The organism is Amycolatopsis sp. NPDC047767, from assembly GCF_040704195.1.
Lineage (GTDB): Bacteria > Actinomycetota > Actinomycetes > Mycobacteriales > Pseudonocardiaceae > Amycolatopsis.
The window spans coordinates 41,641-63,222 of record NZ_JBEYSJ010000015.1 but is presented as its reverse complement, the minus strand read 5'-3'; the positions used below and the strand labels follow the sequence as shown (position 1 = coordinate 63,222).

Annotated in this window: 16 protein-coding genes and 1 pseudogene; 9 read left to right on the top strand and 8 right to left on the bottom strand. The window is 71.2% G+C overall.

Annotation, left to right across the window (positions count from 1 at the left end; translation table 11 throughout):
* The first annotated feature begins 81 nt into the window (after positions 1 to 81).
* The gene (locus AB0878_RS26000) at positions 82 to 1,548 is read left to right on the top strand and encodes a M1 family metallopeptidase (protein WP_366582842.1); all 1,467 of its coding nucleotides are present in this window, start codon (positions 82 to 84) and stop codon (positions 1,546 to 1,548) included.
* Between the two features lie 28 nt (positions 1,549 to 1,576).
* On the opposite strand, the gene AB0878_RS25995 is transcribed toward AB0878_RS26000, so the two are convergent.
* Positions 1,577 to 2,353: a CbtA family protein gene (locus AB0878_RS25995; RefSeq protein ID WP_366582841.1), complete on the bottom strand. Its 777-nt coding sequence runs from the start codon at positions 2,351 to 2,353 to the stop codon at positions 1,577 to 1,579.
* Between the two features lie 15 nt (positions 2,354 to 2,368).
* Entirely contained in the window at positions 2,369 to 2,584 is a 216-nt protein-coding gene (locus AB0878_RS25990; protein WP_255638318.1) for a CbtB-domain containing protein, read from the bottom strand.
* A gap of 214 nt (positions 2,585 to 2,798) precedes the next feature.
* Between AB0878_RS25990 and AB0878_RS25985 the strand changes: the two genes are divergently transcribed.
* The gene (locus AB0878_RS25985) at positions 2,799 to 3,707 is read left to right on the top strand and encodes an ROK family protein (protein ID WP_366582840.1); all 909 of its coding nucleotides are present in this window, start codon (positions 2,799 to 2,801) and stop codon (positions 3,705 to 3,707) included.
* 128 nt (positions 3,708 to 3,835) lie between these two features.
* Here the strand turns inward: AB0878_RS25985 and AB0878_RS25980 are convergent, their stop codons facing one another.
* Entirely contained in the window at positions 3,836 to 5,287 is a 1,452-nt protein-coding gene (locus tag AB0878_RS25980) for a glutamate synthase subunit beta (RefSeq protein WP_366582839.1), read from the bottom strand.
* Complete coding sequence (gltB, locus tag AB0878_RS25975) at positions 5,280 to 9,809, bottom strand: glutamate synthase large subunit (protein ID WP_366582838.1); 4,530 nt, start codon at positions 9,807 to 9,809, stop codon at positions 5,280 to 5,282. Before gltB ends, AB0878_RS25980 begins: the two co-directional genes overlap by 8 nt.
* Positions 9,810 to 10,414: 605 nt before the next feature.
* On the opposite strand from gltB, the gene AB0878_RS25970 reads away from it, so the two are divergent.
* Entirely contained in the window at positions 10,415 to 11,041 is a 627-nt protein-coding gene (locus AB0878_RS25970) for a YigZ family protein (RefSeq protein ID WP_366582837.1), read from the top strand.
* A gap of 63 nt (positions 11,042 to 11,104) precedes the next feature.
* Here the strand turns inward: AB0878_RS25970 and AB0878_RS25965 are convergent, their stop codons facing one another.
* Both AB0878_RS25965 and AB0878_RS25960 read right to left on the bottom strand, forming a co-directional pair.
* The gene (locus tag AB0878_RS25965) at positions 11,105 to 11,386 is read right to left on the bottom strand and encodes a hypothetical protein (protein ID WP_366582836.1); all 282 of its coding nucleotides are present in this window, start codon (positions 11,384 to 11,386) and stop codon (positions 11,105 to 11,107) included.
* A gap of 113 nt (positions 11,387 to 11,499) precedes the next feature.
* Positions 11,500 to 11,964, bottom strand: coding sequence for an Lrp/AsnC family transcriptional regulator (locus tag AB0878_RS25960; protein ID WP_366582990.1), 465 nt, complete (start codon positions 11,962 to 11,964; stop codon positions 11,500 to 11,502).
* Positions 11,965 to 12,074: 110 nt separating this feature from the next.
* Here AB0878_RS25960 and AB0878_RS25955 point away from each other — a divergent pair, with 110 nt between their 5' ends.
* The 3 genes from AB0878_RS25955 to AB0878_RS25945 all read left to right on the top strand — a co-directional run bounded on the left by AB0878_RS25955 (position 12,075) and on the right by AB0878_RS25945 (position 17,126).
* Entirely contained in the window at positions 12,075 to 13,127 is a 1,053-nt protein-coding gene (locus AB0878_RS25955) for a Glu/Leu/Phe/Val dehydrogenase dimerization domain-containing protein (protein WP_366582835.1), read from the top strand.
* Between the two features lie 22 nt (positions 13,128 to 13,149).
* A complete protein-coding gene (locus AB0878_RS25950; RefSeq protein ID WP_366582834.1) occupies positions 13,150 to 15,942 on the top strand; it encodes an FAD-binding and (Fe-S)-binding domain-containing protein in 2,793 nt (930 codons plus the stop codon).
* 161 nt (positions 15,943 to 16,103) lie between these two features.
* Positions 16,104 to 17,126, top strand: coding sequence for an alpha/beta fold hydrolase (locus AB0878_RS25945; RefSeq protein ID WP_366582833.1), 1,023 nt, complete (start codon positions 16,104 to 16,106; stop codon positions 17,124 to 17,126).
* 138 nt (positions 17,127 to 17,264) lie between these two features.
* Here the strand turns inward: AB0878_RS25945 and AB0878_RS25940 are convergent, their stop codons facing one another.
* Positions 17,265 to 17,834: a TetR family transcriptional regulator gene (locus tag AB0878_RS25940; protein ID WP_366582832.1), complete on the bottom strand. Its 570-nt coding sequence runs from the start codon at positions 17,832 to 17,834 to the stop codon at positions 17,265 to 17,267.
* A 201-nt stretch (positions 17,835 to 18,035) separates the two neighbouring features.
* Here AB0878_RS25940 and AB0878_RS25935 point away from each other — a divergent pair.
* The 3 genes and pseudogenes from AB0878_RS25935 to AB0878_RS25925 form a co-directional block, all read left to right on the top strand.
* Positions 18,036 to 19,082, top strand: a pseudogene (locus AB0878_RS25935) (RHS repeat protein); the annotation flags it as partial.
* Between the two features lie 147 nt (positions 19,083 to 19,229).
* Complete coding sequence (locus AB0878_RS25930; protein WP_366582989.1) at positions 19,230 to 19,958, top strand: toxin glutamine deamidase domain-containing protein; 729 nt, start codon at positions 19,230 to 19,232, stop codon at positions 19,956 to 19,958.
* 18 nt (positions 19,959 to 19,976) lie between these two features.
* Positions 19,977 to 20,411, top strand: coding sequence for a YrhB domain-containing protein (locus AB0878_RS25925; protein WP_364056956.1), 435 nt, complete (start codon positions 19,977 to 19,979; stop codon positions 20,409 to 20,411).
* A 32-nt stretch (positions 20,412 to 20,443) separates the two neighbouring features.
* Here the strand turns inward: AB0878_RS25925 and AB0878_RS25920 are convergent, their stop codons facing one another.
* Positions 20,444 to 21,535 carry an alpha/beta hydrolase fold domain-containing protein gene (locus tag AB0878_RS25920; RefSeq protein WP_366582831.1) on the bottom strand — a complete coding sequence of 364 codons (1,092 nt, stop codon included), beginning with the start codon at positions 21,533 to 21,535 and terminating at the stop codon, positions 20,444 to 20,446.
* Positions 21,536 to 21,582: the final 47 nt, after the last annotated feature.

The following is a 21,582-nucleotide window of genomic DNA, read 5'->3' as shown; positions in this document are numbered from 1 at the left end:
TCACCGTACGACTTTCCGGTTAGTCCGATCGAGCTGCCCGGCCGATGTGCGCACGGAGTCACTCTCGGCAAGGTTGGCGGCATGGCTAAAACGATCATCAAAACCGCAGCGGTGGCAGGGCTCGCCGCGGTGCTGGCCGCCGGCACCGCGACCGCCGCCACCGCTGATCCGGCGACGCCCGGCGCGCTGAACGCGGGCGAGCGGCTGTTCCCCGGGCTCGGCAACGGCGGCTACGACGCCCGCGACTACGACGTCTCCCTCGACTACCGGCCGGGCGTGACCACGATGGACGCGACGGTGACGATGCGCGCCGTCGCCACCCAGTCGCTGTCGTCCTTCGGGCTCGACTCGGCCGTCGGTGAGATCCGGACCGTGGAGGTCAACGGCACGGCCGCGAAGTTCGTGGTACAGGGCGAAAAGCTGGTGGTCACGCCCACGCGGCCGGTGCGCAAGGGCATGCCGTTCACGGTGCGGATCGGCTACGTCGCGGACCGGGCGAAGAGCCCGGCCTCGCCCACGGTGAAGGTCCCGCTGCCGCCCGACCTCGCCGAGGCCGTGGGTGTCTGGCAGAACACCCCGGACGGCTTCGCGGTGATGGGGCAGACCGACCGTGAGCACGCGGTTTTCCCGTCCGACGACGTCCCCGGCGACCCGGCCACCTACACCCTGCGGATCACCACCCCGGCCGACGTGCAGGGCGTCGGCAGCGGCACGCTCGTCGGGAAGCACCGCGCGGGCGACCGGGTGACCTCGGTGTTCCGCGTCGACCGGCCCACGGCCACCGACGTCGTGCAACTCGCGGCCGGGCACTTCACCGAGCTCGACCAGGTGGGCCCGCACGGCCTGCCGGTGCGCAGCTACGTGACCACGGCGGCGAAACCGGCCGCGCTCGACACCGCCCGCAAAACCCCGGAGATCATCGCCTGGCTGGAGCAGCGCCTCGGCCGCCCGTACCCGTACGCGAGCGCCGGCACCCTCGGCGTGAACCGCCTCTACGGCGGCGGCCTGGCCCTGGAAACCGCCGCGATGCCGACCTACAGCGCCCTGGCCCTCGAATACCCCAGCGAGGTGTCGACCATGGCGCACGAGCTCACCCACGAGTACTTCGGCGACGCCGTGCCCGTGCGCCACTGGGACGACATGTGGCTCAGCGAGGGTCACGCCACCTTCTACCAGGATCTCTACGACTCCGAGCACGGTGGCCAGCCGTTCGACGAGAAGGCGAAGTCCGGCTACGAGCAGAACAACGAGATCCTGAAGCAGAACGGCCCGGTCGCCCGGCAGTCCTCCGCCACGGGCGTCATGTTCGGCACCGACCTCGGCGGCAAGCTCACGCTGTACGCGCTGCGCAGCCTCGTCGGCCCGGCGACCTTCGACCACATCGAACGCACCTTCTTCGACGAGTTCCAAGGCCGCCCGGCCGCGACGCAGGACTACGTCGCCGTGGCCGAACGCGTCTCGGGCCGCGACCTGGGCGCGTTCTTCCACGACTGGCTGTACGGCTCCACCACCCCGGCCATGCCGGGCCACCCGGATTGGAAGGCGTGAGATGGCCGGCGACCTGGACTGGTGAAGCTCAGACGGCTGCCGCGGTGGCCTTCTGGGAGGGCTTCAGCACCTTCTCCGCGAAGAAGCCGAAGAACAGGCCCAGCGTGAGCCACAGCGTCACCTGTGTACCGACGGACGCGGTGCGGAAGCTCCACAGCGTGGACGCCGGGAAGGTCGGCGGCACCTCGTCGATGACCGGCATCAGCCACGTGACCACGGCCATCACCACGACGTAGCCGGCGCAGGCCAGCAGGCCGCCGCGCCAGGCACCGAGGTGGTCGGCGAGCTTGCGGCCGAACACGGTGGCGAGGATGCCCGCGAGCAGGGAGACGGCGACGAAGCCGAAGTACAGCTCGGTGCGTTGCCCGATGGTGCCCGGCTGGCCCACCGCGGGCGGGTTGGCCGGGTACTTGAGGAACGGCACGAAGAACACCACGCCGAACGCGCCCGCGGTGAGCAGCGCCGTGGTCACGCGGGGGCGCAGCGACCCGATGCGGCCGTAGACGAACGCGAAGGCCAGCGAGAACAGCCCGCCGATGGCGACGCCGTACACGAGCACGCCGGTCAGCAGGCCGACGGTGCTCTGGATGTCGCGCGGCACGAGCTCTTCCTCGGGCTGCTCGGCGTCACCGGTGCCCTGGCCGGCGGCCGGGTCGTGGACGTGGGAGTGCTCCGCGGAGCCGGCCTCCTCGATGCCGATGGCGCTGTTGACCGACGGCTCGCCGAACAGGTACGCGAAGACGAACGCGAGCACGCCGGCGATCAGGCCCGCGAGCATGCCGCGGACCAGCAGGGACCTCATCACGGTGGTTCGCCCGCCTCAGTGGCAGGGGAACGCGAGCAGGTGCCGGCCGTCGTGCACGAACTCGTGCACGTACATGTTGGCGAACACCGCGGTGGCGCCCTGTTCGGCGCTCACGAAGTAGAGGGCGATGAGAGCGAGCAGGCCCACCAGCACGGCCCACGGAACGATCTGGCGAACGGGGATCCGGACGGGGATCGGTGTGGCGACGGCGGGTGCTGCGGGCGTGGTCACTGTGCCTCCTCGGGCTTTTCGCGGCCTATCGGGAGCGGTACGACGGGTCCGGGTCTGGCTTCCCCCCGAAAGTGCTTCGAGGGGTCACAGTGGCGCGACCGCGCGGATTCTCACCGCGTTCCGAACTCGTCGTCTGGCTGACCGAGCGTAGGTTGCTGTGCTACCGCCAGTCAATGTCACATCGATGTGAGGTGCTCGATGTGACAATCGCGGCATGGCTGAATTGGTGGCGGCATTGGACGTGGGCGGCACGACCGTGAAGGCGGCCCTGCTCGACGCGGACCTCAACGCGCTCGCGACGACCCGGGTGCCCACGGCGAAGAGCGCGGACGGGACGGCGCTGGCCGAGCAGGTGGCCGAGATCGTTTCCTCGCTCGCGGAACAGGCCGGCACGGGTTCGCCGGGCGCCGTCGGGGTCGTGGTGCCGGGCATCGTCGACGAAGAGGCGCGCGTCGCCCGGTTCTCGGCCAACCTCGACTGGCGCGATGTCCCGTTCGGCGACCTGCTGGAGAACCGCCTGGGACTGCCGGTGGCGTTCGGCCACGACGTGAGCGCCGGTGGGCTGGCGGAGTTCCGCGTGGGCGCGGGGAAGGGCTGCACCGACGCGGCGTTCGTCGCCATCGGCACGGGCATCGCGGCCGCCCTGCTGCTCGACGGGCGCCTCTACCGGGCTCACGGGCTGGCCGGTGAGGTCGGCCACATCGACGTGGGGCACCGCATCGTCTGCGGCTGCGGCGCGACGGGCTGTCTGGAGGCGATCTCCTCGGCGTCGGCCATCGCGCGCCGCTACACCGAACGGACCGGTCGCCCGGCCGACGGCGCGCAGCCCGTGGTCGACGCCGCGCGCCACGGTGACGAAGCGGCGGTCGCCGTGGTGTCCGACGCGCTCGACGGCCTCGGCCACGGCCTGCGGACGTTGCTGACGCTGCTCGCGCCCGAGGTGATCGTGCTCGGCGGCGGCCTGTTCACCGCGGCCGACTACGTGCTCGACCCGGTGCGCGACTACCTGGCTTCGGCGCTGACTTTCCAGCGGATGCCGGAACTGCGGGTGGCTTCGCTGGGTGACGAGGCCGGACGGCTGGGCGCCGGACTCCTGGCGCTGGACCGGCTGCACAACCGCTGACGGCTCGCCGCGTGCGGCCGCACGGGCCCACACCCGAAAACGGGCGGGTGCGGCGCCGTTGCCGCACCCGCCCGCAGCCCGGGAGGGGTCGTGGCGGGCGCAGCAACGCTGGTGCGCCCACCACGGGGTCAGGAGATCGGCCGGTCGGTCGGCGCGATCGGGGCCGGGAGGAAGGCCCGGCCGGTGAGGAAGGCGTCGACGCCGGCGGCGCAGGAGCGGCCCTCGGCGATGGCCCAGACGATCAGCGACTGGCCGCGGCCCATGTCGCCGGCGACGAAGACGTTGTCGACGCTCGTGCGGAAGTCCTTGTCGCGCGCGACGTTGCCGCGCTGGTCGAGGTCGACGCCGAGGTCTTCCAGCAGGCCCGACTGCTGCGGGCCGACGAAACCCATGGCCAGCAGCACGAGCTGCGCGGGCAGCTCGGTCTCGGTGCCTTCGACGGGCACGAACTTGCCGCCCTCGTTGCGCACCTCCACCAGGCGGAGCGCGCGGACGCGGCCGTCGGCGTCGGCCACGAACTCCTGCGTGTTCACCGAATACAGGCGCTCGCCGCCCTCCTCGTGGGCCGAGCTGACGCGGTAGATCATCGGGTACGTCGGCCACGGGTGCGCGTCCGAACGGGATTCCGGCGGCCGCGGCATGATCTCCAGCTGGGTCACGGAGCGAGCGCCCTGGCGGTGGGCCGTGCCGACGCAGTCCGCGCCCGTGTCGCCGCCGCCGATGACCACGACGTCCAGGCCCTCGGCGGAGTACTCGACCTCCTCCAGATCACCCGAGGCGACGCGGTTGGCCGGCGGCAGGAACTCCATCGCCTGCAGGATGCCGTCGTGCTCGCGGCCGTCGATCGGCAGGTCGCGCCACGCGGTCGCGCCGCCGGCGAGCACCACCGCGTCGTGGTTCGCGCGCAGCTCCTCGACGGTGACGTCCACGCCGACGTTCACCGACGTCCGGAACTCCGTGCCCTCGGCCCGCATCTGGTCGAGCCGGCGGTCGAGGCGGAACTTCTCCATCTTGAACTCCGGGATGCCGAAGCGCAGCAGCCCGCCGATCTTGTCGGCCCGCTCGTAGACCACCACGCTGTGGCCTGCTCGCGTGAGCTGCTGCGCCGCGGCGAGCCCGGACGGCCCCGACCCGACGACGGCGACCTTCTTGCCCGTCTTCGCCACCGGGATCTGCGGCGTGACCCAGCCTTCGGCGAAGGCCCGGTCGATGATGGAGATCTCGACGCGCTTGATCGTCACCGGGTCGTCGTTGATGCCGAGCACGCACGCGGTCTCGCACGGCGCCGGGCACAGCGTGCCGGTGAACTCCGGGAAGTTGTTGGTCGCGTGCAGCCGCTCGGCCGCCTCGCGCCAGTCTTCCCGCCACACCAAGGTGTTCCACTCGGGAATCAGGTTCCCGAGCGGACAACCCTGGTGGCAGAAGGGGATACCGCAGTCCATGCACCGCCCGGCCTGCTTCTCCAGCTTGGTCGACGCGAAGTCCTCGTAGACCTCACGCCAGTCCATCAGCCGCAGATCCACCGGACGGCGCTTCGGTTCTTCCCGGGTGGTGGTCAGAAAGCCCTTGGGGTCAGCCATGTGCGGCCTCCATGATCGCCTCGTTCACGTCGCGCCCATCACGCTCGGCCTGAACCTGAGCGGCGAGCACGCGCTTGTAGTCCTTCGGCATGACCTTGCCGAACCGGTCGACGGCGGCGTCCCAGTCGGCGAGCAGCTCGCGCGCGACAGCGGACTCCGTCTCGTTGTAGTGCTTCTCCACGGTCTCGCGCAGGAAGTCGGTGTCGTCCGCGTCGAGCGGGTCGATGTCGACCATCTCCGGGTTCACGCGGTGCGCCGGCAGGTCGAGCACGTAGGCGATGCCGCCGGACATACCGGCCGCGAAGTTGCGCCCGACGCCGCCGAGCACCACCATGCGCCCGCCCGTCATGTACTCACCGCCGTGGTCGCCCACGCCTTCGACGACGGCCAGCGCGCCCGAGTTGCGCACGCAGAACCGTTCGCCGACCTTGCCGCGGATGAAGATCTCGCCGCTCGTGGCGCCGTAGGCGATCACGTTGCCCGCGATGATGTGCTCCTCCGCCGCGAACGAGACCTCCTTCGGCGGCCGCACGATCAGCCGTCCGCCCGAGAGACCCTTGCCGACGTAGTCGTTGCCGTCGCCGATGAGCCGCAGCGTGATGCCCTTCGGCACGAACGCGCCGAAGGACTGGCCCGCGGTCCCGGTGAACGTCACGTCGATCGTGTCGTCCGGCAGGCCCTCGCCGCCCCACTTCTTCGTGAGCTCCGAGCCCAGCATCGTGCCGACGGTGCGGTTGACGTTGCGCACCGGCAGTTCCAGCCGCACCTTGTCACCCGAGGAAAGCGCGCCCTCCGCGAGCTGGATCAGCGTGTTGTCCAATGCCTTGTCGAGCCCGTGGTCCTGCTTCACGGTCTGGTGGCGCGCCGCGCGCGGGGCCAGCTCGGGCACGTGGAAGATCGGCGACAGGTCGAGCCCGGCCGCCTTCCAGTGCTCCACGGCCTTGCGCTTGTCGAGCATCTCGGCATGACCCACGGCCTCGGCGATGGACCGGAAACCCAGCTCCGCCAGGTACTCCCGCACCTCCTGCGCGATGAACTCGAAGAAGTTCACCACGTACTCGGCCTTGCCGCTGAACTTCTCGCGCAGCTTGGGGTTCTGCGTCGCGACGCCCACCGGGCAGGTGTCGAGGTGGCACACGCGCATCATGATGCAGCCCGAAACCACCAGCGGCGCGGTCGCGAAGCCGAACTCCTCGGCGCCGAGCAGGGCGGCGATCACGACGTCGCGGCCGGTCTTGAGCTGGCCGTCGGTCTGCACCACGATGCGGTCGCGCAGCCGGTTGGCCAGCAGCGTCTGCTGTGTCTCGGCCAGGCCCAGCTCCCACGGACCGCCCGCGTGCTTGATCGACGACAGCGGCGAGGCACCCGTGCCGCCGTCGTGGCCCGAGATGAGCACCACGTCGGCGTGCGCCTTGGACACGCCCGCCGCGACCGTGCCGACGCCGACCTCGGACACGAGCTTCACGTGGATGCGCGCGGCCGGGTTGGCGTTCTTGAGGTCGTGGATCAGCTGGGCGAGGTCCTCGATCGAGTAGATGTCGTGGTGCGGCGGCGGCGAAATGAGGCCGACGCCCGGCGTCGAGTACCGCGTCTTCGCGATCCACGGGTACACCTTCGCGCCGGGCAGCTGCCCGCCCTCGCCGGGCTTCGCGCCCTGCGCCATCTTGATCTGGATGTCGTCGGCGTTCACGAGGTACTCGCTCGTGACACCGAAGCGGCCGGAAGCGACCTGCTTGACCGCGGAGCGGCGTTCGGGGTCGTAGAGCCGTTCGGCGTCCTCGCCGCCCTCGCCGGTGTTGGACTTGCCGCCGAGGCGGTTCATCGCGATCGCCAGCGTCTGGTGCATCTCCATCGAGATCGAGCCGTAGGAGATGGCGCCGGTCGCGAAGCGCTTCACGATCTCCGAGACCGGTTCGACCTCCTCGATCGGCACGGGCGGGCGTTCGCCGGTCTTGAAGTCGAACAGCCCGCGCAGCGTCTGCAGCTTCTCGGACTGGTCGTTGACGGCCTTCGTGTACTCCTTGAAGACCTCGTACTTCCCGCTGCGCGTGGAGTGCTGGAGCTTGAACACCGTCTGCGGGTTGAACAGGTGCGGCTCGCCTTCGCGGCGCCACTGGTAGTCCGAGCCGGTCTCCAGCTCCCGGTGGGTCGCGCGTACGCCGTCGGCCGGGAACGCGCGGCGGTGGCGCTGCTCGACCTCGTCGGCGATGGTGTCGAACCCGACGCCGCCCAGCCGCGAGGTGGTGGCGGTGAAACAGGTGTCGACGATGTCGGCACCCAGGCCGACGGCTTCGAAGATCTGCGCACCGGTGTAGGACGCGACCGTCGAGACGCCCATTTTGGACATCGTCTTGCGCACGCCCTTGCCGAGCGCCTTGATCAGGTTCGCGGTCGCCTGCTTCGCCGTGACGCCCGGGATCAGGCCCTGGTGGGCCATCTCCTCGACCGTCGCCATCGCGAGGTACGGGTTGACCGCGGCCGCGCCGTAGCCGACCAGCAGCGCGATGTGGTGCACCTCGCGCGCGTCGCCGGCCTCGACGATGAGGCCCACCTGCGTACGCGTCTTCTCCCGCACGAGGTGGTGGTGCACGGCACCGGTCAGCAGCAGCGACGGGATGGCCGCGTGGTTTTCGTCGACACCGCGGTCGGACAGCACGATCAGCCGCGCGCCGTCCTCGATGGCCTCCGATACCTCGGCCCGGATCTCGTCGAGCCGCTGCACGAGCGCTTCGCCGCCACCGTGGACGTTGTAGCGGCCGAGCACCGTGACGGCCTGGAACTCGGGCAGGTTTCCGTCGTCGTTGACGTGCACCAGCTTCGCGAGCTGGTCGTTGTCCAGCACCGGGAACGGCAGCACGATGCGCCGGCACGACGCCGCGTCGGCCACGAGCAGGTTCGGTTCGGCGCCGACCTGCGTGCCGAGCGCCGTGATCAGCTCTTCCCGGATCGAGTCCAGCGGCGGGTTCGTCACCTGCGCGAAGAGCTGGATGAAGTAGTCGAACAGCGGCCGCGAGCCCGACGAAAGCGGTGCGAGCGGGGAGTCGTTGCCCATCGAGCCGATCGGCTCCGCGCCGGTGCGGGCCATCGGTTCGAGGATCGTCTCGAGCTCTTCCTCGGTGTAGCCGAAGGACTGCTGACGCCGTACGAGCGCGGCGTGCAGCGGCACCTCGCGGTCGCGCTCGGGGAGTTCTTCCAGGCGCAGCAGGCCGTTCTCCACCCACTCGTCGTACGGGTGCGCGGTGGCGAGCTCGCCCTTGATCTCCTCGTCCTCGATGATCCGGCCCTCGACGGTGTCGACGAGGAACATGCGGCCCGGCTCCAGCCGGCCCTTGCGCACGATCGTCGACTGGTCCAGTTCGAGCACGCCGACCTCGGAGGCGAGCACGACGAGGCCGTCGTCGGTGACCCAGTAGCGGCCGGGGCGCAGGCCGTTGCGGTCGAGGACCGCGCCGATCTGCGCGCCGTCGGTGAACGCCACCAGCGCCGGTCCGTCCCACGGCTCCATGAGCGTGGAGTGGAACTCGTAGAAGGCGCGGCGCGCGGGGTCCATTTCCTGGTGGTTCTCCCAGGCCTCGGGAATCATCATGAGGACCGAGTGCGGGAGCGAACGGCCGCCGAGGTGCAGCAGTTCGAGCACCTCGTCGAACGAGGCGGAGTCGCTCGCGCCGCGCGTGATGACGGGGTAGATGCGCTTGAGGTCGCCGGGGATGAGGTCCGTCTCCAGCAGCGCCTCGCGGGCGTCCATCCAGTTGCGGTTGCCCTTGAGGGTGTTGATCTCGCCGTTGTGCGCCACGTAGCGGTACGGGTGCGCGAGCGGCCACGACGGGAAGGTGTTGGTGGAGAAGCGGGAGTGCACGAGGCCGATGGCGCTCGTCACACGCTCGTCGGTCAGGTCGAGGAAGAACCGCTCGACCTGGTCCTCGGTGAGCATTCCTTTGTAGACGATCGTGCGCGAGGACAGCGACGGGAAGTACACGTCGTCCTCGGCCAGCTCGTGCTCGGCGCGCTTGCGCACGCAGAAGGCCGACCGCTCCAGCCCGAGGCCGTCGCGGTTGTGCCGGCGCCCGGCCAGGAACAGCTGCGTGAAGTGCGGCCGCGTCTCGGCGGCGGTGGGCCCGCAGTGCGCGGTGTCCACGGGCACCTCGCGCCAGCCGACCACGCGCATGTCCTCCTCGGCGGCGATCCGCTCGATGGTGGTCATGGCCCGCCCGCGGCGCTTCTCGTCGCGGGGCAGGAAGGCGGTGCCGACGGCGTACGCGCCCTCTTCGGGCAGCGGGAAGTCCACGACCTCGCGGAAGAACGCGTCGGGCACCTGGATCAGCAGTCCGGCGCCGTCGCCGGTGTCGGGTTCGGCGCCGCGCGCCCCGCGATGCTCCAGGTTCCGCAGTGCGACCAGGGCTTTCGCCACGATCTGATGATCTCGGCGACCGGCGAGATCGGCGACGAAGGCGACTCCGCAGGCGTCGTGCTCATACGCGGGGTCGTACAAACCGGTCGAACCGGCAGTGGAACGGTGGGTCACGGCTGGCCGCCTCCCAAGGCGTTGGCGCGACCGGTACTCACTCCATCGGGTGGTTCGACACTGAACCGGTTAACGAAGTGGTCCGGAACCGCGATGGTCAGTCGAGAAGGGGGAACCGCCCTGGAAGCCGGCTCGGTCGACATCGACCGGGCTGCGGCAGGGGCGGTTCCGGGTATACAGCCGCACGGCACTGGGCGGCCACAAGTTACGTCAGCGCTGCGTTCTCCGCCAGTGTGATCTCTGACGGGCAGCGCTGTTGTTCTCGTCGGTGCAGCAGTCTTTTCGGTGGTGCAGCGGTTCGCTGCGACTGCGCACGCGCCGTTCGGTCAGCCTGTGTGGTGGGGGGCCGGCCGGGCGCGTGGTGTTACTCCCGGGTTCTCCGGGTCTTATGACGATAGTGTGAATTCGCTGTGTTCGACATATGTCGTTGCGCCCGGGTGGGAAATGCCACGCTTACGTTGACGGCCCCCGGGGTATGCCCATATGTCGGGCCACGTCTCCCGGCCACTGGTCAGTAGCCTCGCTGACCTGCGTAAACGCCTGCGCGGGTCGCGGCTTGTGCCGCGGGTGGAGCTGGTTGACTGGACCGATGAGGCGAACCGTCGATGGCTGATCGTTATCTCTCCGTGGCGAGCCCGGTACTGCACGAGATCGAGATCAAGCGCTCCCGGTTCCTCTGCGCGCTCGCTCCGGTGGGCGACGAGGCCGCCGCGCGGGCCGTGATCGCGGCCCGGCGCAAGGCCGAACCGGCGGCGCGCCACCACTGCCACGCCTTCGTGCTCGGCGCGGACGGCCGCACCCAGCGCTCCAGCGACGACGGCGAACCCGCCGGCACCGCGGGCGTCCCCATGCTGGAGGTGCTGCGCCGCCGCGAGGTGACCGACACGGTCGCCGTGGTGTCGCGGCACTTCGGTGGCGTGCTGCTCGGTGCGGGAGGTTTGATCCGTGCCTACGGCCAGGCGGTGTCCGACGCGCTGGACGCCGCGTCCGTGGTCGAGTACCGGCGCCTGCTGCTGTTCGACGTCGAGGTGGACTACACCCGCTCGGGCCGGCTGGAGAACGACCTGCGTGCTTCGCCGTATGTGTTGCACGACACCCGGTTCGAGGCGTCGGCGCACTTCGAGGTCGGCCTGGCTCCCGGCGAGGAACCGGCGTTCGCCGCCTGGCTCGCCGATCTGACCGGCGGGACGGCGGAGGCTGTCGAACTCGGGGAGGAATGGGTGCGTTCCTGACGGGCGCCTCCGGTGCGGAACCGCCGTGGGGCGCCAGGAATCGCGCTCGGTGCGCGACCCGGCTCAGGCGGCCGTGACCGCTCCGGAGCGCGTGGCTTCGTTGAGCGCCACCATCCCGGCCGCGGTCAGCACGGCCAGCACCAGTTCGCCGCACGGCCCTTCGGCCGCGGCCTCGATGAACCCGCGCCGCACGAGGCGGCGGGTGGTGGCCTGGTCGCAGCAGCTCAACCCGTCGACGAACAGGTCTGGCTCGCAGCTGCAGCTGATCTCGGCCCGCCCCGATGCGACGGCTCTCAGGGTGGCCCGCTCGCGGTGGTTCAGCTCGCTCGACTGTTCATCCGGCATCGCGGTGCCTCCTTCCTTCGCTGCTCCAGTAGAACCCGGACCACCGACAGTTTCCGTCGGAGAAGGCCCGATGTCGTGCATTTCACGTGTTCTCTGGGGTGATGTCGCGACTTTCAAGGGGTCACCGGCAGTGGCTCCACAGTGGTCTTGCGCAGGTGCCGGAAGATGATCGACGAGCGGAACCCGACCACTTCCTTGCGCAGCGCCAGCCGGTCGGTGAGGAACGCGTGCAGCTCGTCGATGTCGCGCACCGCCACGTGGATGAGGAAATCGTCGCTGCCGGCCGCGACGAACACCGAGAGCACCTCGGGCAGCCGCGTCATCGAGTGCTGGAACGAGTCGATCACCGTGCGGCTGAGCGGGCGGACCTGTGCCGAGACCATCGCCTGCACGCCGCGGCCGAGGCTCGGCAGGTCGACGTCGGCGTGGTAGCCGCGGATCACCCCGCGTTCGCGCAGCAGCCGCGTGCGCTCCAGGCAGGTCGACGGCGCGATCCCGACTTTGCGGGCGATGTCCCGGTTGGTCTGGCGAGCGTCCTCCTGCAGGTGCCGCACGATCGCCGAATCAAGTTCGTCCACCACGCTCACGTCCCTTCGGCTGCCGAATTTCGTTCGCCGGACCGGTCGGATCGGCGCTCATCAGCTTACGTTCGGCGCTGATCAGTGACCTTCCTCCGAAAGGAACCGTGATGACCGAACGGCTGCCCTGGGACCACGAACGCCTCGCCGTCCGGCGTGGCCGCCGCTCCGGAGTGACCACGATGGTCGCGATCCACTCGACGGCGCTCGGCCCGGCCGCCGGCGGCTGCCGGATGCGGCAGTACCCGAGCCTCGACGAGGCCGAGCGGGACGTCCTGCGGCTCTCGGCCGCGATGTCGGCCAAGTGCGCGGTGGCGGGCCTGGCGATCGGCGGCGCCAAGAGCGTGATCGTGCTGGAGCCGGGGCAGCGCCTGACCCCCGCCGAGCGTCGCGCGGTGCTGCTCGACCACGCCGAGCTGATCGAGTCGCTCGACGGCGCCTACCTGGCCGGCCCCGACGTCGGTACCGGGCCCGAGGACATGCTGGTCCTGCGCGAGGGGACCCGGCATGTGTTCTGCCTCCCCGAGTCCGCCGGCGGCATCGGCTCGTCGAGCGGCCCGACCGCCGACGGGGTGCTCGCCGCGCTGCGAGCCGCGGTGACGGCGGTTTTCGGCGCCGCGGACCTGGCCCGCCGCCGCGTTGTCGTGGCGGGTTTCGGTGCCGTCGGCCGGCCCCTCGCCCTGGGGCTGGCGGAAGCCGGCGCGGACGTGGTCGTGTCGGACGTCGACCCGCGCGCCCGCGAGGACGCCCGGTGGCTCGGGTACGGCTGGGCCGAGCCGGGCGAGGCGCTGGCCCACCCCGCCGACGTCGTGGTGCCCGCCGCCGTGGGCGGGGTTCTCGCCGCGGACACGCCGCTCGCGGCGCCGCTGGTCGTCGGCCCGGCCAACAACCAGCTCGTGTCCGACGATGTCGCCGACGCGCTCGCGGCCCGGGGGGTGACCTGGGTGCCCGACTACGTCGCGAGTGCCGGCGGGGTCGTCTACACGGTGGCGCGCGAGATCGAGGGGCTCGACCACGCCGCGGCGGCCGCGCGGGTGGCGGGGATCGGCGACGTGGTCTCGCGCTTGTTGTCCGATTCCGCCGAGCACGGCACCACTCCGCTCGCCGAGGCCGCCGCGCTGACCCGGCGCCGGATTTCAGGGGTGCGTCCGACCGCCGGCTGAGGCGTTGTCTTGAATGGAGGGCGTGCGAATCCTCAGCGACACCGCCACGCTGGCGCTCTACACCACCGACGCGTCGAACTACCGCCACGTGCCGCTCGGCGTGGTGCTGCCGGAGACGGTGGACGAAGTGGTCGCTGCCGTGACGGCCGCGCGGGAGCGCGGGGCGCCGCTGGTGCCGCGCGGCGGGGGCACGAGTGTCGCCGGCAACTCGTGCGGGCCGGGGATCGTGGTCGACACGTCACGGCACGTGCGCGGGGTCGAGTGGATCGATCCCGAAACGCGGCTCGCGCGCGTGGCGCCCGGCACGGTGCTCGACGACCTGCAGGCCGTCGCCGCGCCGCACGGGCTGCGGTTCGGGCCGGACCCGTCCACGCACAGCCGGTGCACGATCGGCGGCATGATCGGCAACAACGCCTGCGGTTCGCACTCCGTGGCGTGGGGCCGGACCGTCGACGTCGTGCGGGAGCTCGACGTGCTGCTGTACGACGGCACGCGGCTCACGGTCGGGCCGACGTCACCGTCCGAAGTGGACGCCCGAGCGGCGCGGCCGGGCACCGAGGGACGGGTGTTCACCGAGTTGCGTTCGCTGGTGCGCGACAACCTCGCCGTGCTGCGCACCGAGCTGTCCAGCTTCTCCCGGCGGGTGTCCGGTTACGGGCTGGAGCACCTGCTGCCGGAGAACGGGTTCGACGTCGCCAAGGCACTGGTCGGCAGCGAGGGCACGTGCGTGACGGTGCTGGGGGCGACCGTGGCGCTCGCCGAGCTGCCGAAGCACCGGGTGCTGGCGGTGCTGGGTTTTCCGTCCGACATCGACGCGGCCGACGCGGTGCCGGGGATCCTGCCGTGGTCGCCGCTGACCGTCGAGGGCGTGGACGCGGAGCTCGTCGCGATGCTGGAACCCGGGCGGGCGCAAGGACTTCCTCCCGGCGGAGCATGGCTTTTCGTGGAGCTGGCGGGTTCGTCGCCGGCCGAAGCGGCTGCGCGGGCGCGGGAGCTGGCGGCTTCGCTGGGCGGCGCGCTCACGGGTTCGGTGGTGCTGGACGATCCCGCGGCGCAGCGCCGGCTGTGGCGGATCCGTGAGGAAGGCGCGGGGCTGGCCACGCGGCTGGCCGACGGCGCGGAAGCCTGGCCCGGCTGGGAGGACGCCGCGGTGCCGCCCGAGCAGCTCGGCTCGTACCTGCGGGGGTTCAAGGAGCTGATGCGTGAGCACGGTCGCCGCAGTGTGGTCTACGGCCACTACGGCGAGGGCTGTCTGCACCTGCGGCTCGACTTCGACCTGCTTTCCACGCCGGGCAAGGCGCAGTTCCGGAAGTTCCTGGAGCAGGCCGCGGATCTCGTCGCCGCGCACGGCGGATCGCTGTCGGGGGAACACGGCGACGGGCAGGCGCGGTCGGAATTGCTGGGCCGCATGTACAGCCCGGAGATGATGGCGTTGTTCGCTCGGTTCAAGGGGATCTTCGACCCGGACGGCCGGATGAACCCCGGCATCATCGTGGACCCGCGGCCGGTGGACGCGGACCTGCGCGTGCGCCGCGCGCCGCTGGCGCTCGAAGACGTGACGGTGCTCGGTTACCCCGAGGACCGCGGCAGCTTCGGCCAGGCGATGCGCCGCTGCGTCGGCGTCGGGAAATGCCGCAACACCAGCGGTGGTGGCGTGATGTGCCCGAGCTACCGCGCGACGCGCGAAGAACGGCACTCCACGCGCGGACGTGCACATCTGCTGGCCGAGATGGTGAACGGCGAGGTGATCAAGGACGGCTGGGCGTCGGAGGAGGTCGCCGAGGCGCTCGACCTGTGCCTGTCGTGCAAGGGCTGCCTGTCCGACTGCCCGGTGGACGTCGACATGGCCACCTACAAGGCCGAATTCCTGCACCAGCACTACCGCGGGCGACGGCGGCCGGCGTCGCACTACTCGATGGGCTGGCTGCCGATGTGGCTGCGCGCGGTGTCGCTGGCGCCGCGGGTGGCGAACTTCTTCTCCCGCCGCCGCTGGGCCGCGACGCCGTTGAAGAAGCTCGGCGGTATCGCGCCGGAACGCGACCTGCCTTCGTTCGCGACCGTGCCGTTCACGCGGGCCCGCCGCGACCTGCGCCGCTGGGCGACGGGCGAGCGGCGGGTGGTGCTGTGGCCGGACTCGTTCAACAACTACCTCACGCCGGACGTGCTCGAAGCCGCGACCGAGGTGCTCACGGCGGCCGGTTACGACGTGGTCCTGCCCGACCGCGGTGTCTGCTGTGGACTGACGTGGGTGTCGACGGGACAGCTGGACGTGGCCAAACGCGTGCTGCAGCGGACGTTGACCGTGCTGCGGCCGTACCTCGAAGCCGGCTACGAGGTGGCGGGCCTGGAACCGAGCTGCACGGCGCTGTTCCGCGGCGACCTGGCGGCGCTGCTGCCCGGCGACCCCGTCGGCGAGCTGCTGGCCTCGCGGACGCGGACGTTCGCCGAGCTGCTGGCCGACGCGCCGAAGCCGCTGGAGGTGTCGCTCGACGTCGAGACGATCACGCAGGTCCACTGCCACCAGCACGCCGTGCTCGGCTTCGCCGCCGACGAAGCGGCCATGGCGGCGGCGGGCGTGCGCAACACGACGCTGGACTCGGGCTGCTGCGGGCTGGCCGGCAACTTCGGGTTCGAGAAGGGGCACTACGACGTGTCCAAGGCCGTGGCGGAGGACCGCTTGCTGCCGGCCGTGCGGGAGGCCGCGGAGTCCACTGTGGTCCTGTCCGACGGGTTCAGCTGCCGCACGCAGATCGCGCAGGAGTCCGGCCGCCAAGCCGTGCACCTGGCGGAACTGCTGCGGCGGGCACTGCGTTAGCCGATCGTGGGCGGCACGCGGATTTATTCCTCGGCGTGTCGAGCCGGTGACAGCCGGGCAGCGTCTCGGCCGTTGTGTCCTCTGCCGCAGGTCGCGCGACGGGTTCCCCGCTTAAGCTCGGGTGGCTGGAATCCCTTGTCGCGCAACAGAAGAAGGTTCTCATGAACGCCGCCCGTCGCGTGAGCCTCGTTCTCGCGGCGGTGCTCGCCGCGACGGCCGTGGTGGTGTCGCCCGCAGCCGCCGAGCCGGCCAAGAGCTGCACGGAGGTCGACCTCGCGGTGACCGCCGACCTCGTCGTGTCGGCCCACGTGCACGGCACCTATTGCGTGCCGGCCGGGCGGCAGCCCCGGACGGTGCAGCTGCTCGTCCACGGCGCGACTTACGACCGGCACTACTGGGACGAGGCGTTCGACGTCCCCGCCGCCGCGGCCGCGGCCGGCTACGCCACCCTCGCGATCGACAAGCTCGGCTACGGCGAGTCGGCTCACCTGCCGTCCGTGCTGATCACCGCGGAGACCGAGTCGGCCGTGCTGCACCAGGTGATCACGGCCCTGCGCCACGGCGCCGTCGGCGGGCACGCGTACGACCGCGTCGCGCTCGTCGGCCACTCACTCGGCTCCATCGAGACGATGGCGGAGGCCGGCACGTACCACGACGTCGACTACCTCGTCCTCACCGGCATGACCCATCACCTGTCGCCGGACATCCTCGCGCAGACCTTCACCCGGCATCTCCACCCGGCCATCCTCGATGCCCAGGTCGGCCCCACCGCCGGCCTCGACGCGGGCCTGCTCACGACCCTGCCGGGCCACCGCCGCACCCTCTTCGACGGCGACAACGCCAGCGCCTCCGCCGTCGCCCACGACGAGGCCACGAAGTCGGTCCTCTCCGCCACCGAGGCCGACGGCGCGGTGCAAGCCCTCAGCGTCCTGCCCGTCACCAACTCCTTCGCCGTCACCGCCCCAGTCCTCATCGCAAACGGCGCCGCCGACACCCTTTTCTGCGCCGGCGCCCTCGGCCACGCCTGTACCACGGCCACCGCCATCACCCAGGCCGAGCGCGGCTTCTTCCCCTCCGCCGCGTCCTTCACCGCCGCCGCCATCCCGGGCGCCGCGCACTCCCTCACCCTCAGCCCCGCCGCCGCGCTGGCGACCGGCACCATCGACAGCTGGCTCACCACTTAGGGCGCCTGATCCGCCGCACCGACTCGGTCAGCCGACGCAGGCGTCCCGGCGGCAGGCCTCCGAGGCGGCGATGCCGGGTGCGCCGACCGCGGCCGCGCGATCGTGCCGGACCCGCTCGCCGCGGTCCTGACGCCGGGCCTACTCGCTCCGCTCCAGCAACGTCCGCACCGCCGGCCCCGTCAGCCGGGCCACGTCTTCCGGTGAGGCGCTCGCCAGGGGGTCCTTGCGGGTGACCGCGCGGACGAGGCCGATGCCGAGCAGCCAGGCCAGCGCCAGGTCGGCGCGCAGCGCGGCGTCGGGCTCGTCGGTGAGGGAGGCGAGCGCCCGGGCGTACTCCTCACCGAGCTGGTCGCGCAGGGCGGCGCCGGCGCTGTCGGTGCCGGTGGAGCGCAGGTAGGTCTCCAGCGAGCGATCGCGGCGTTCCGAGTCGTCCTTGAGGAGGCTGCGCAGCGCTTCGGTGAACAGGTGCTCGGGCGGGGTCGCTTCGAGCTGGGCGAAGCCGCCGCGGGCCATGACGGACTCGAAGAGGGCTTCTTTGCTGCCGAAGTAGCGGAACAGCAACGCCTGGTTCGCGCCCGCGCGGCCGGCGATGTCGCGCACGGTGGTGCGGTCGAAGCCGCGCTCGGCGAAGAGCTGTTCAGCGGCGTCGAGCAGCGCCGCTTTCGTCGCGGCGGCGTCCCGCTTCCGGGCGTGCGATTCTGCGGTCATGGCGCCTCCCGTTCGCGCACGAGGTTAACCGCAGTGCACGCGATGAGGGCGCATCGGCGCCGCGGCACACGAGCGAGCCGGGTCGATCGTGCACTCCTCGGGGTGGGTTTGTGCGCGGTGACACATCAGGGTGGGTGAACCGACGGCGCCCGCGTGGCCGTGATGGGATGAGATCGAGTTCAGGGCACGAGGAGACACCGCATGAGCAATCCGCTGATTGCGCCGACCGTGGATTCGACCAAGGCGTATTCGGGGATTTCCCTGCTGGAGACCGCGAACGACCTCTCGACGGCCATCGAGTCGGGCGATTGGGCGTCGGTCGCGATGGGGGCGGTGGGGACCGCGCTCGACGCGTTGTCGGTGGCGATGGACCCGTTCGGCGCGATCCTGGCCGCGGGTGTGTCGTGGCTCATGGAGCACGTCGGTCCGCTCAAGGACGCGCTCAACGGCCTCACCGGCAACGCCGACCAGATCAAGGCCCAGTCCGAGACGTGGGCGAACGTCGCCAAGGAGCTCGGCAGCGTCGCCTCGGACCTGACCGACGCCGTGAACGCCGACCTGCAGTCGTGGTCGGGCTCCGCGTCGGACGCCTACCGGCAGCGCGCGCAGGACATCGGCACACTGCTGCAGTCGGCGCAGAAGGGGACCGAGGGCGCGTCGTCCGGGGTCAAGACCGCGGGTGAGGTGGTCGCCGCCGTCCGGACGCTCGTGCGCGACATCATCTCCGAGCTCATCGGGCACTTGATCAGCTGGGCGCTGCAGGTGGTGTTCACGCTCGGCATCGGCCTGGCGTGGGTCGTCCCGCAGGTCGCGAGTGCCGTCGCGAAGACGGCGTCGCAGATCACGGGCCTGGTCACGAAGCTGGTCAAGGCCCTCAAAGCACTGGTCCCGCTGCTGAAGAAGGCCGGGACGCTGTTCGAAGACGCGGGCAAGGCGCTGAAGGGCCTCAAGGGCGGCAAGGTCGCCCCGCCGCCGAAGACGAAGGATCTCAGCGGCACCCCGACGGCCCCGCCGGTCAAAACCGCCGGTGGCGACGGAGGCGGCACGCCCAAGGGCGGTGGTTACGAGGGCGCGCCGAAGGACTACACCCCGCCCCCGGGCAAGTCGGGCGCGGACGACTCGACCAAGACGTCCGGCTACGAAGGCGCGCCGAAGGACTACACCCCGCCGCCCGCGGCGAAGGCGGGCGATGACACGCCGGGTGGCTCGGGCTACAGCGGTTCGGGATCCGACTTCACGCCCCCGCCGGCGAAGTCGGGCGGAGGCGGCGGCACGGCGAAGTCGAGCGCGGGCGGCGGCACCCCGAAGTCGGGCGACACCACGCACACGTCCGGCACCGGCGGCGGCACCCCGAAATCCGCGCCGCCCCGCAGCCCGGACCCGCTCGACTCCCCGGTGCACGGCCTCGGCGACACCACCAGCTCGTTCTTCAACAAGGTCGGCGGCGTTTTCGTCCCCGGCAACAAGGTGAAGGCCGCGGCCGGCCCGGGTGGCACGACCAAGCCGTCGATCAACGCCGACACCCTCGGCGCGGGCAATTTCGCGAGCAAGTACTACCCGAACCTCAACAAGCTGAACCCGACCAAGGACGGCAAGAACTGCACGCTGGCCATCACGTCCGTCGACGAGATGCTCGGCGGCAAGGTCAAACCCGCGCCGAAGCTGCCCGAGGACCAGCAGATCGGCACCGCGGTCGGGCCGAACCACCCGTTGCGGCAGAAGAACCCGAACGCCGGGCGCCCGGAGGACCTGGACAGCTGGGACCAGGTCATCGACAAGGCCAGTGAGCACCCTGGCAGCAAGGGTTACGTGATCGTCCACCGCGACGACCGCAGCTCCCACGTGATGAACGTGATCAACACGGACAAGGGTGTGGTGTTCCTCGACGGGCAGTCGGGCAAGCTCGGCAAGCTGGACACCGACCCGCGCAACCTGCAGTACTTCCGCTACGACCCGCCGGTGCACGGCGCGCAGGGCCCGCCGCCCGGGTGGACGCCCCCGCCGGCCGCGCCGCCGGCGGCCCCGCCGCCGCCGGCTGTGCCCGGGCCGAACCCGGGCGCGGGCACCGGCGTCGACGACGTCTACCAGGACTGGCTCAGGGCAGACCAGCACTTCAACGGCTGATTCGGACAGGCGGAGCAGATGCAGAAACAGGACGCCGTGGCGATCGCGACGCGGTTCATCGCCGACCAGGTCGGCCCGGAGCTGATCCACCCCGTGGTGGGGCGGCTCGTCGTGGAAGAGGAGTTCGTGTCGGAGCACGAGCTGGCGTGGATCGTGCCGTTCAACAGCGTGGCGTTCCTCGAGGACGGAGACTTCGACAAGGCGTGCATCCCGAGCGTGATCGCCGTGCCGCGCAACGGGTTGCCGGCGTTCCTCCCGCCGTCTTCGCTGCCGGTGCGGGAGTTCCTGGACGAGGTCGTCGCCGGCGGCGGTGACCTGGGGGAGTGGACCGGGACCGCGCCCGAGCCGCCGGCCATCCCGCCGGGCGTGCACGAACAGGTGCTGCACGGGCACCTCGACCCGGAGACAGGGAACTTCACCGGCGGGCACACCCGTGGGGACGGCCCGCGGTAGCTCGCGCCGGCGTCCCGGGCGCAGCGCCCGGATCAGCGCAGGAGGTACGCGAAGCGGCTGATGCCGGCGATGGTCGCGGCGTACACGTCGGGCATGGTGGCGCGGAACAACGTCTCGCCGGTGTGGCACAGACCCAGGTTCAACCAGGCCCGCGACTGCACGCCGGCCGCCAGGAGGGCGCGGTGGTAGGCGATTCCCTCGTCTCGCAGCGGGTCGAGCTCGTTCACCGAGATGACGTGCGGCGGCAGGCCCGCCAGATCTTCGGCGGTGGCCCGGGCGGGCCAGCACGTGGCGTCGTCGGCGTTCGCGAAGCCGGGGTCGTATACCTCGGCGAGGGCGGCGAGGGCGGCTCGGTTCATGAAGTAGCCGTCGTTCTCCACCAGCGACGGCAGCGCCGGGGAGTCCTCGCCCCACTTCCCGTGGATGTGGGGGCACTGGGCGTGAACTCCCGAGATCTCCGCGAGAAAACCCTCCCGCTTGGCCCGGATGGTCAGGGCCAGCGCCAGGTTGGCACCGCCGGACTCACCGGCCACCACGATGTGGGAGATGCCCAGCTCCGCCGTCCGGGACGCCACCCAGCGCAGGCCGTCGGCACAGTCGTCGAGCCCCGCCGGGAACGGGTGTGGGCCGAGCCGGCCGGCGCCGTTGCGGAACTCGACCCCGACCACGACAAGCCCGGTGGCGGCGAGCTCACGGCGCCACCGGTCGTGGGCGGAGTTGGCGGCCGACGCGATGACCATGCCGCCGCCGTGGAGGTGGAAGACGCAGGGCAGCGGGTGCGACACGCCGACCGGGCGAGTCACGTACAGCTCGATGGTGTGCCCGGCGGTCGCGGTGATCGTCAGCGTCTCGGTCTCGACGCCTTCGACCTCGGGCAGCCCCGTCATCAGCGCGTCGAACATGGCCTCTGTTCCGGATTCCATGCCCTCCGCGAACTCCAGCAGCTCGGCCCGCGAGCTGCTGGGGCCGACCGGCGGTGGCGAAGCCGGCTCTGCTGCCCCGAACGGCGCCAGTGCGGCGACGACCCGGGGGTCGACGCGGGGATCGGTCGCGAGCGACCGAGCGGGATCGCCGAGACGGCCCGGGGCCCCGTCTCGGATCTGCGTGGTGGGGGATGTGGTCATCGTTCGCTTCTCCTCGTGAGGACCCCACGTCGGGGCCGGGTGCTTGT

Excerpts from the sequence above, each read along its gene's own strand:
- AB0878_RS26000 (WP_366582842.1), top strand. The coding sequence starts at position 82 with ATGGCTAAAACGATCATCAAAACCGCAGCGGTGGCAGGGCTCGCCGCG.
- AB0878_RS25985 (WP_366582840.1), top strand. The coding sequence starts at position 2,799 with ATGGCTGAATTGGTGGCGGCATTGGACGTGGGCGGCACGACCGTGAAG.
- AB0878_RS25980 (WP_366582839.1), bottom strand. The coding sequence starts at position 5,287 with ATGGCTGACCCCAAGGGCTTTCTGACCACCACCCGGGAAGAACCGAAG.
- AB0878_RS25970 (WP_366582837.1), top strand. The coding sequence starts at position 10,415 with ATGGCTGATCGTTATCTCTCCGTGGCGAGCCCGGTACTGCACGAGATC.
- AB0878_RS25965 (WP_366582836.1), bottom strand. The coding sequence starts at position 11,386 with ATGCCGGATGAACAGTCGAGCGAGCTGAACCACCGCGAGCGGGCCACC.
- AB0878_RS25955 (WP_366582835.1), top strand. The coding sequence starts at position 12,075 with ATGACCGAACGGCTGCCCTGGGACCACGAACGCCTCGCCGTCCGGCGT.
- AB0878_RS25945 (WP_366582833.1), top strand. The coding sequence starts at position 16,104 with ATGAACGCCGCCCGTCGCGTGAGCCTCGTTCTCGCGGCGGTGCTCGCC.
- AB0878_RS25940 (WP_366582832.1), bottom strand. The coding sequence starts at position 17,834 with ATGACCGCAGAATCGCACGCCCGGAAGCGGGACGCCGCCGCGACGAAA.
- AB0878_RS25925 (WP_364056956.1), top strand. The coding sequence starts at position 19,977 with ATGCAGAAACAGGACGCCGTGGCGATCGCGACGCGGTTCATCGCCGAC.
- AB0878_RS25920 (WP_366582831.1), bottom strand. The coding sequence starts at position 21,535 with ATGACCACATCCCCCACCACGCAGATCCGAGACGGGGCCCCGGGCCGT.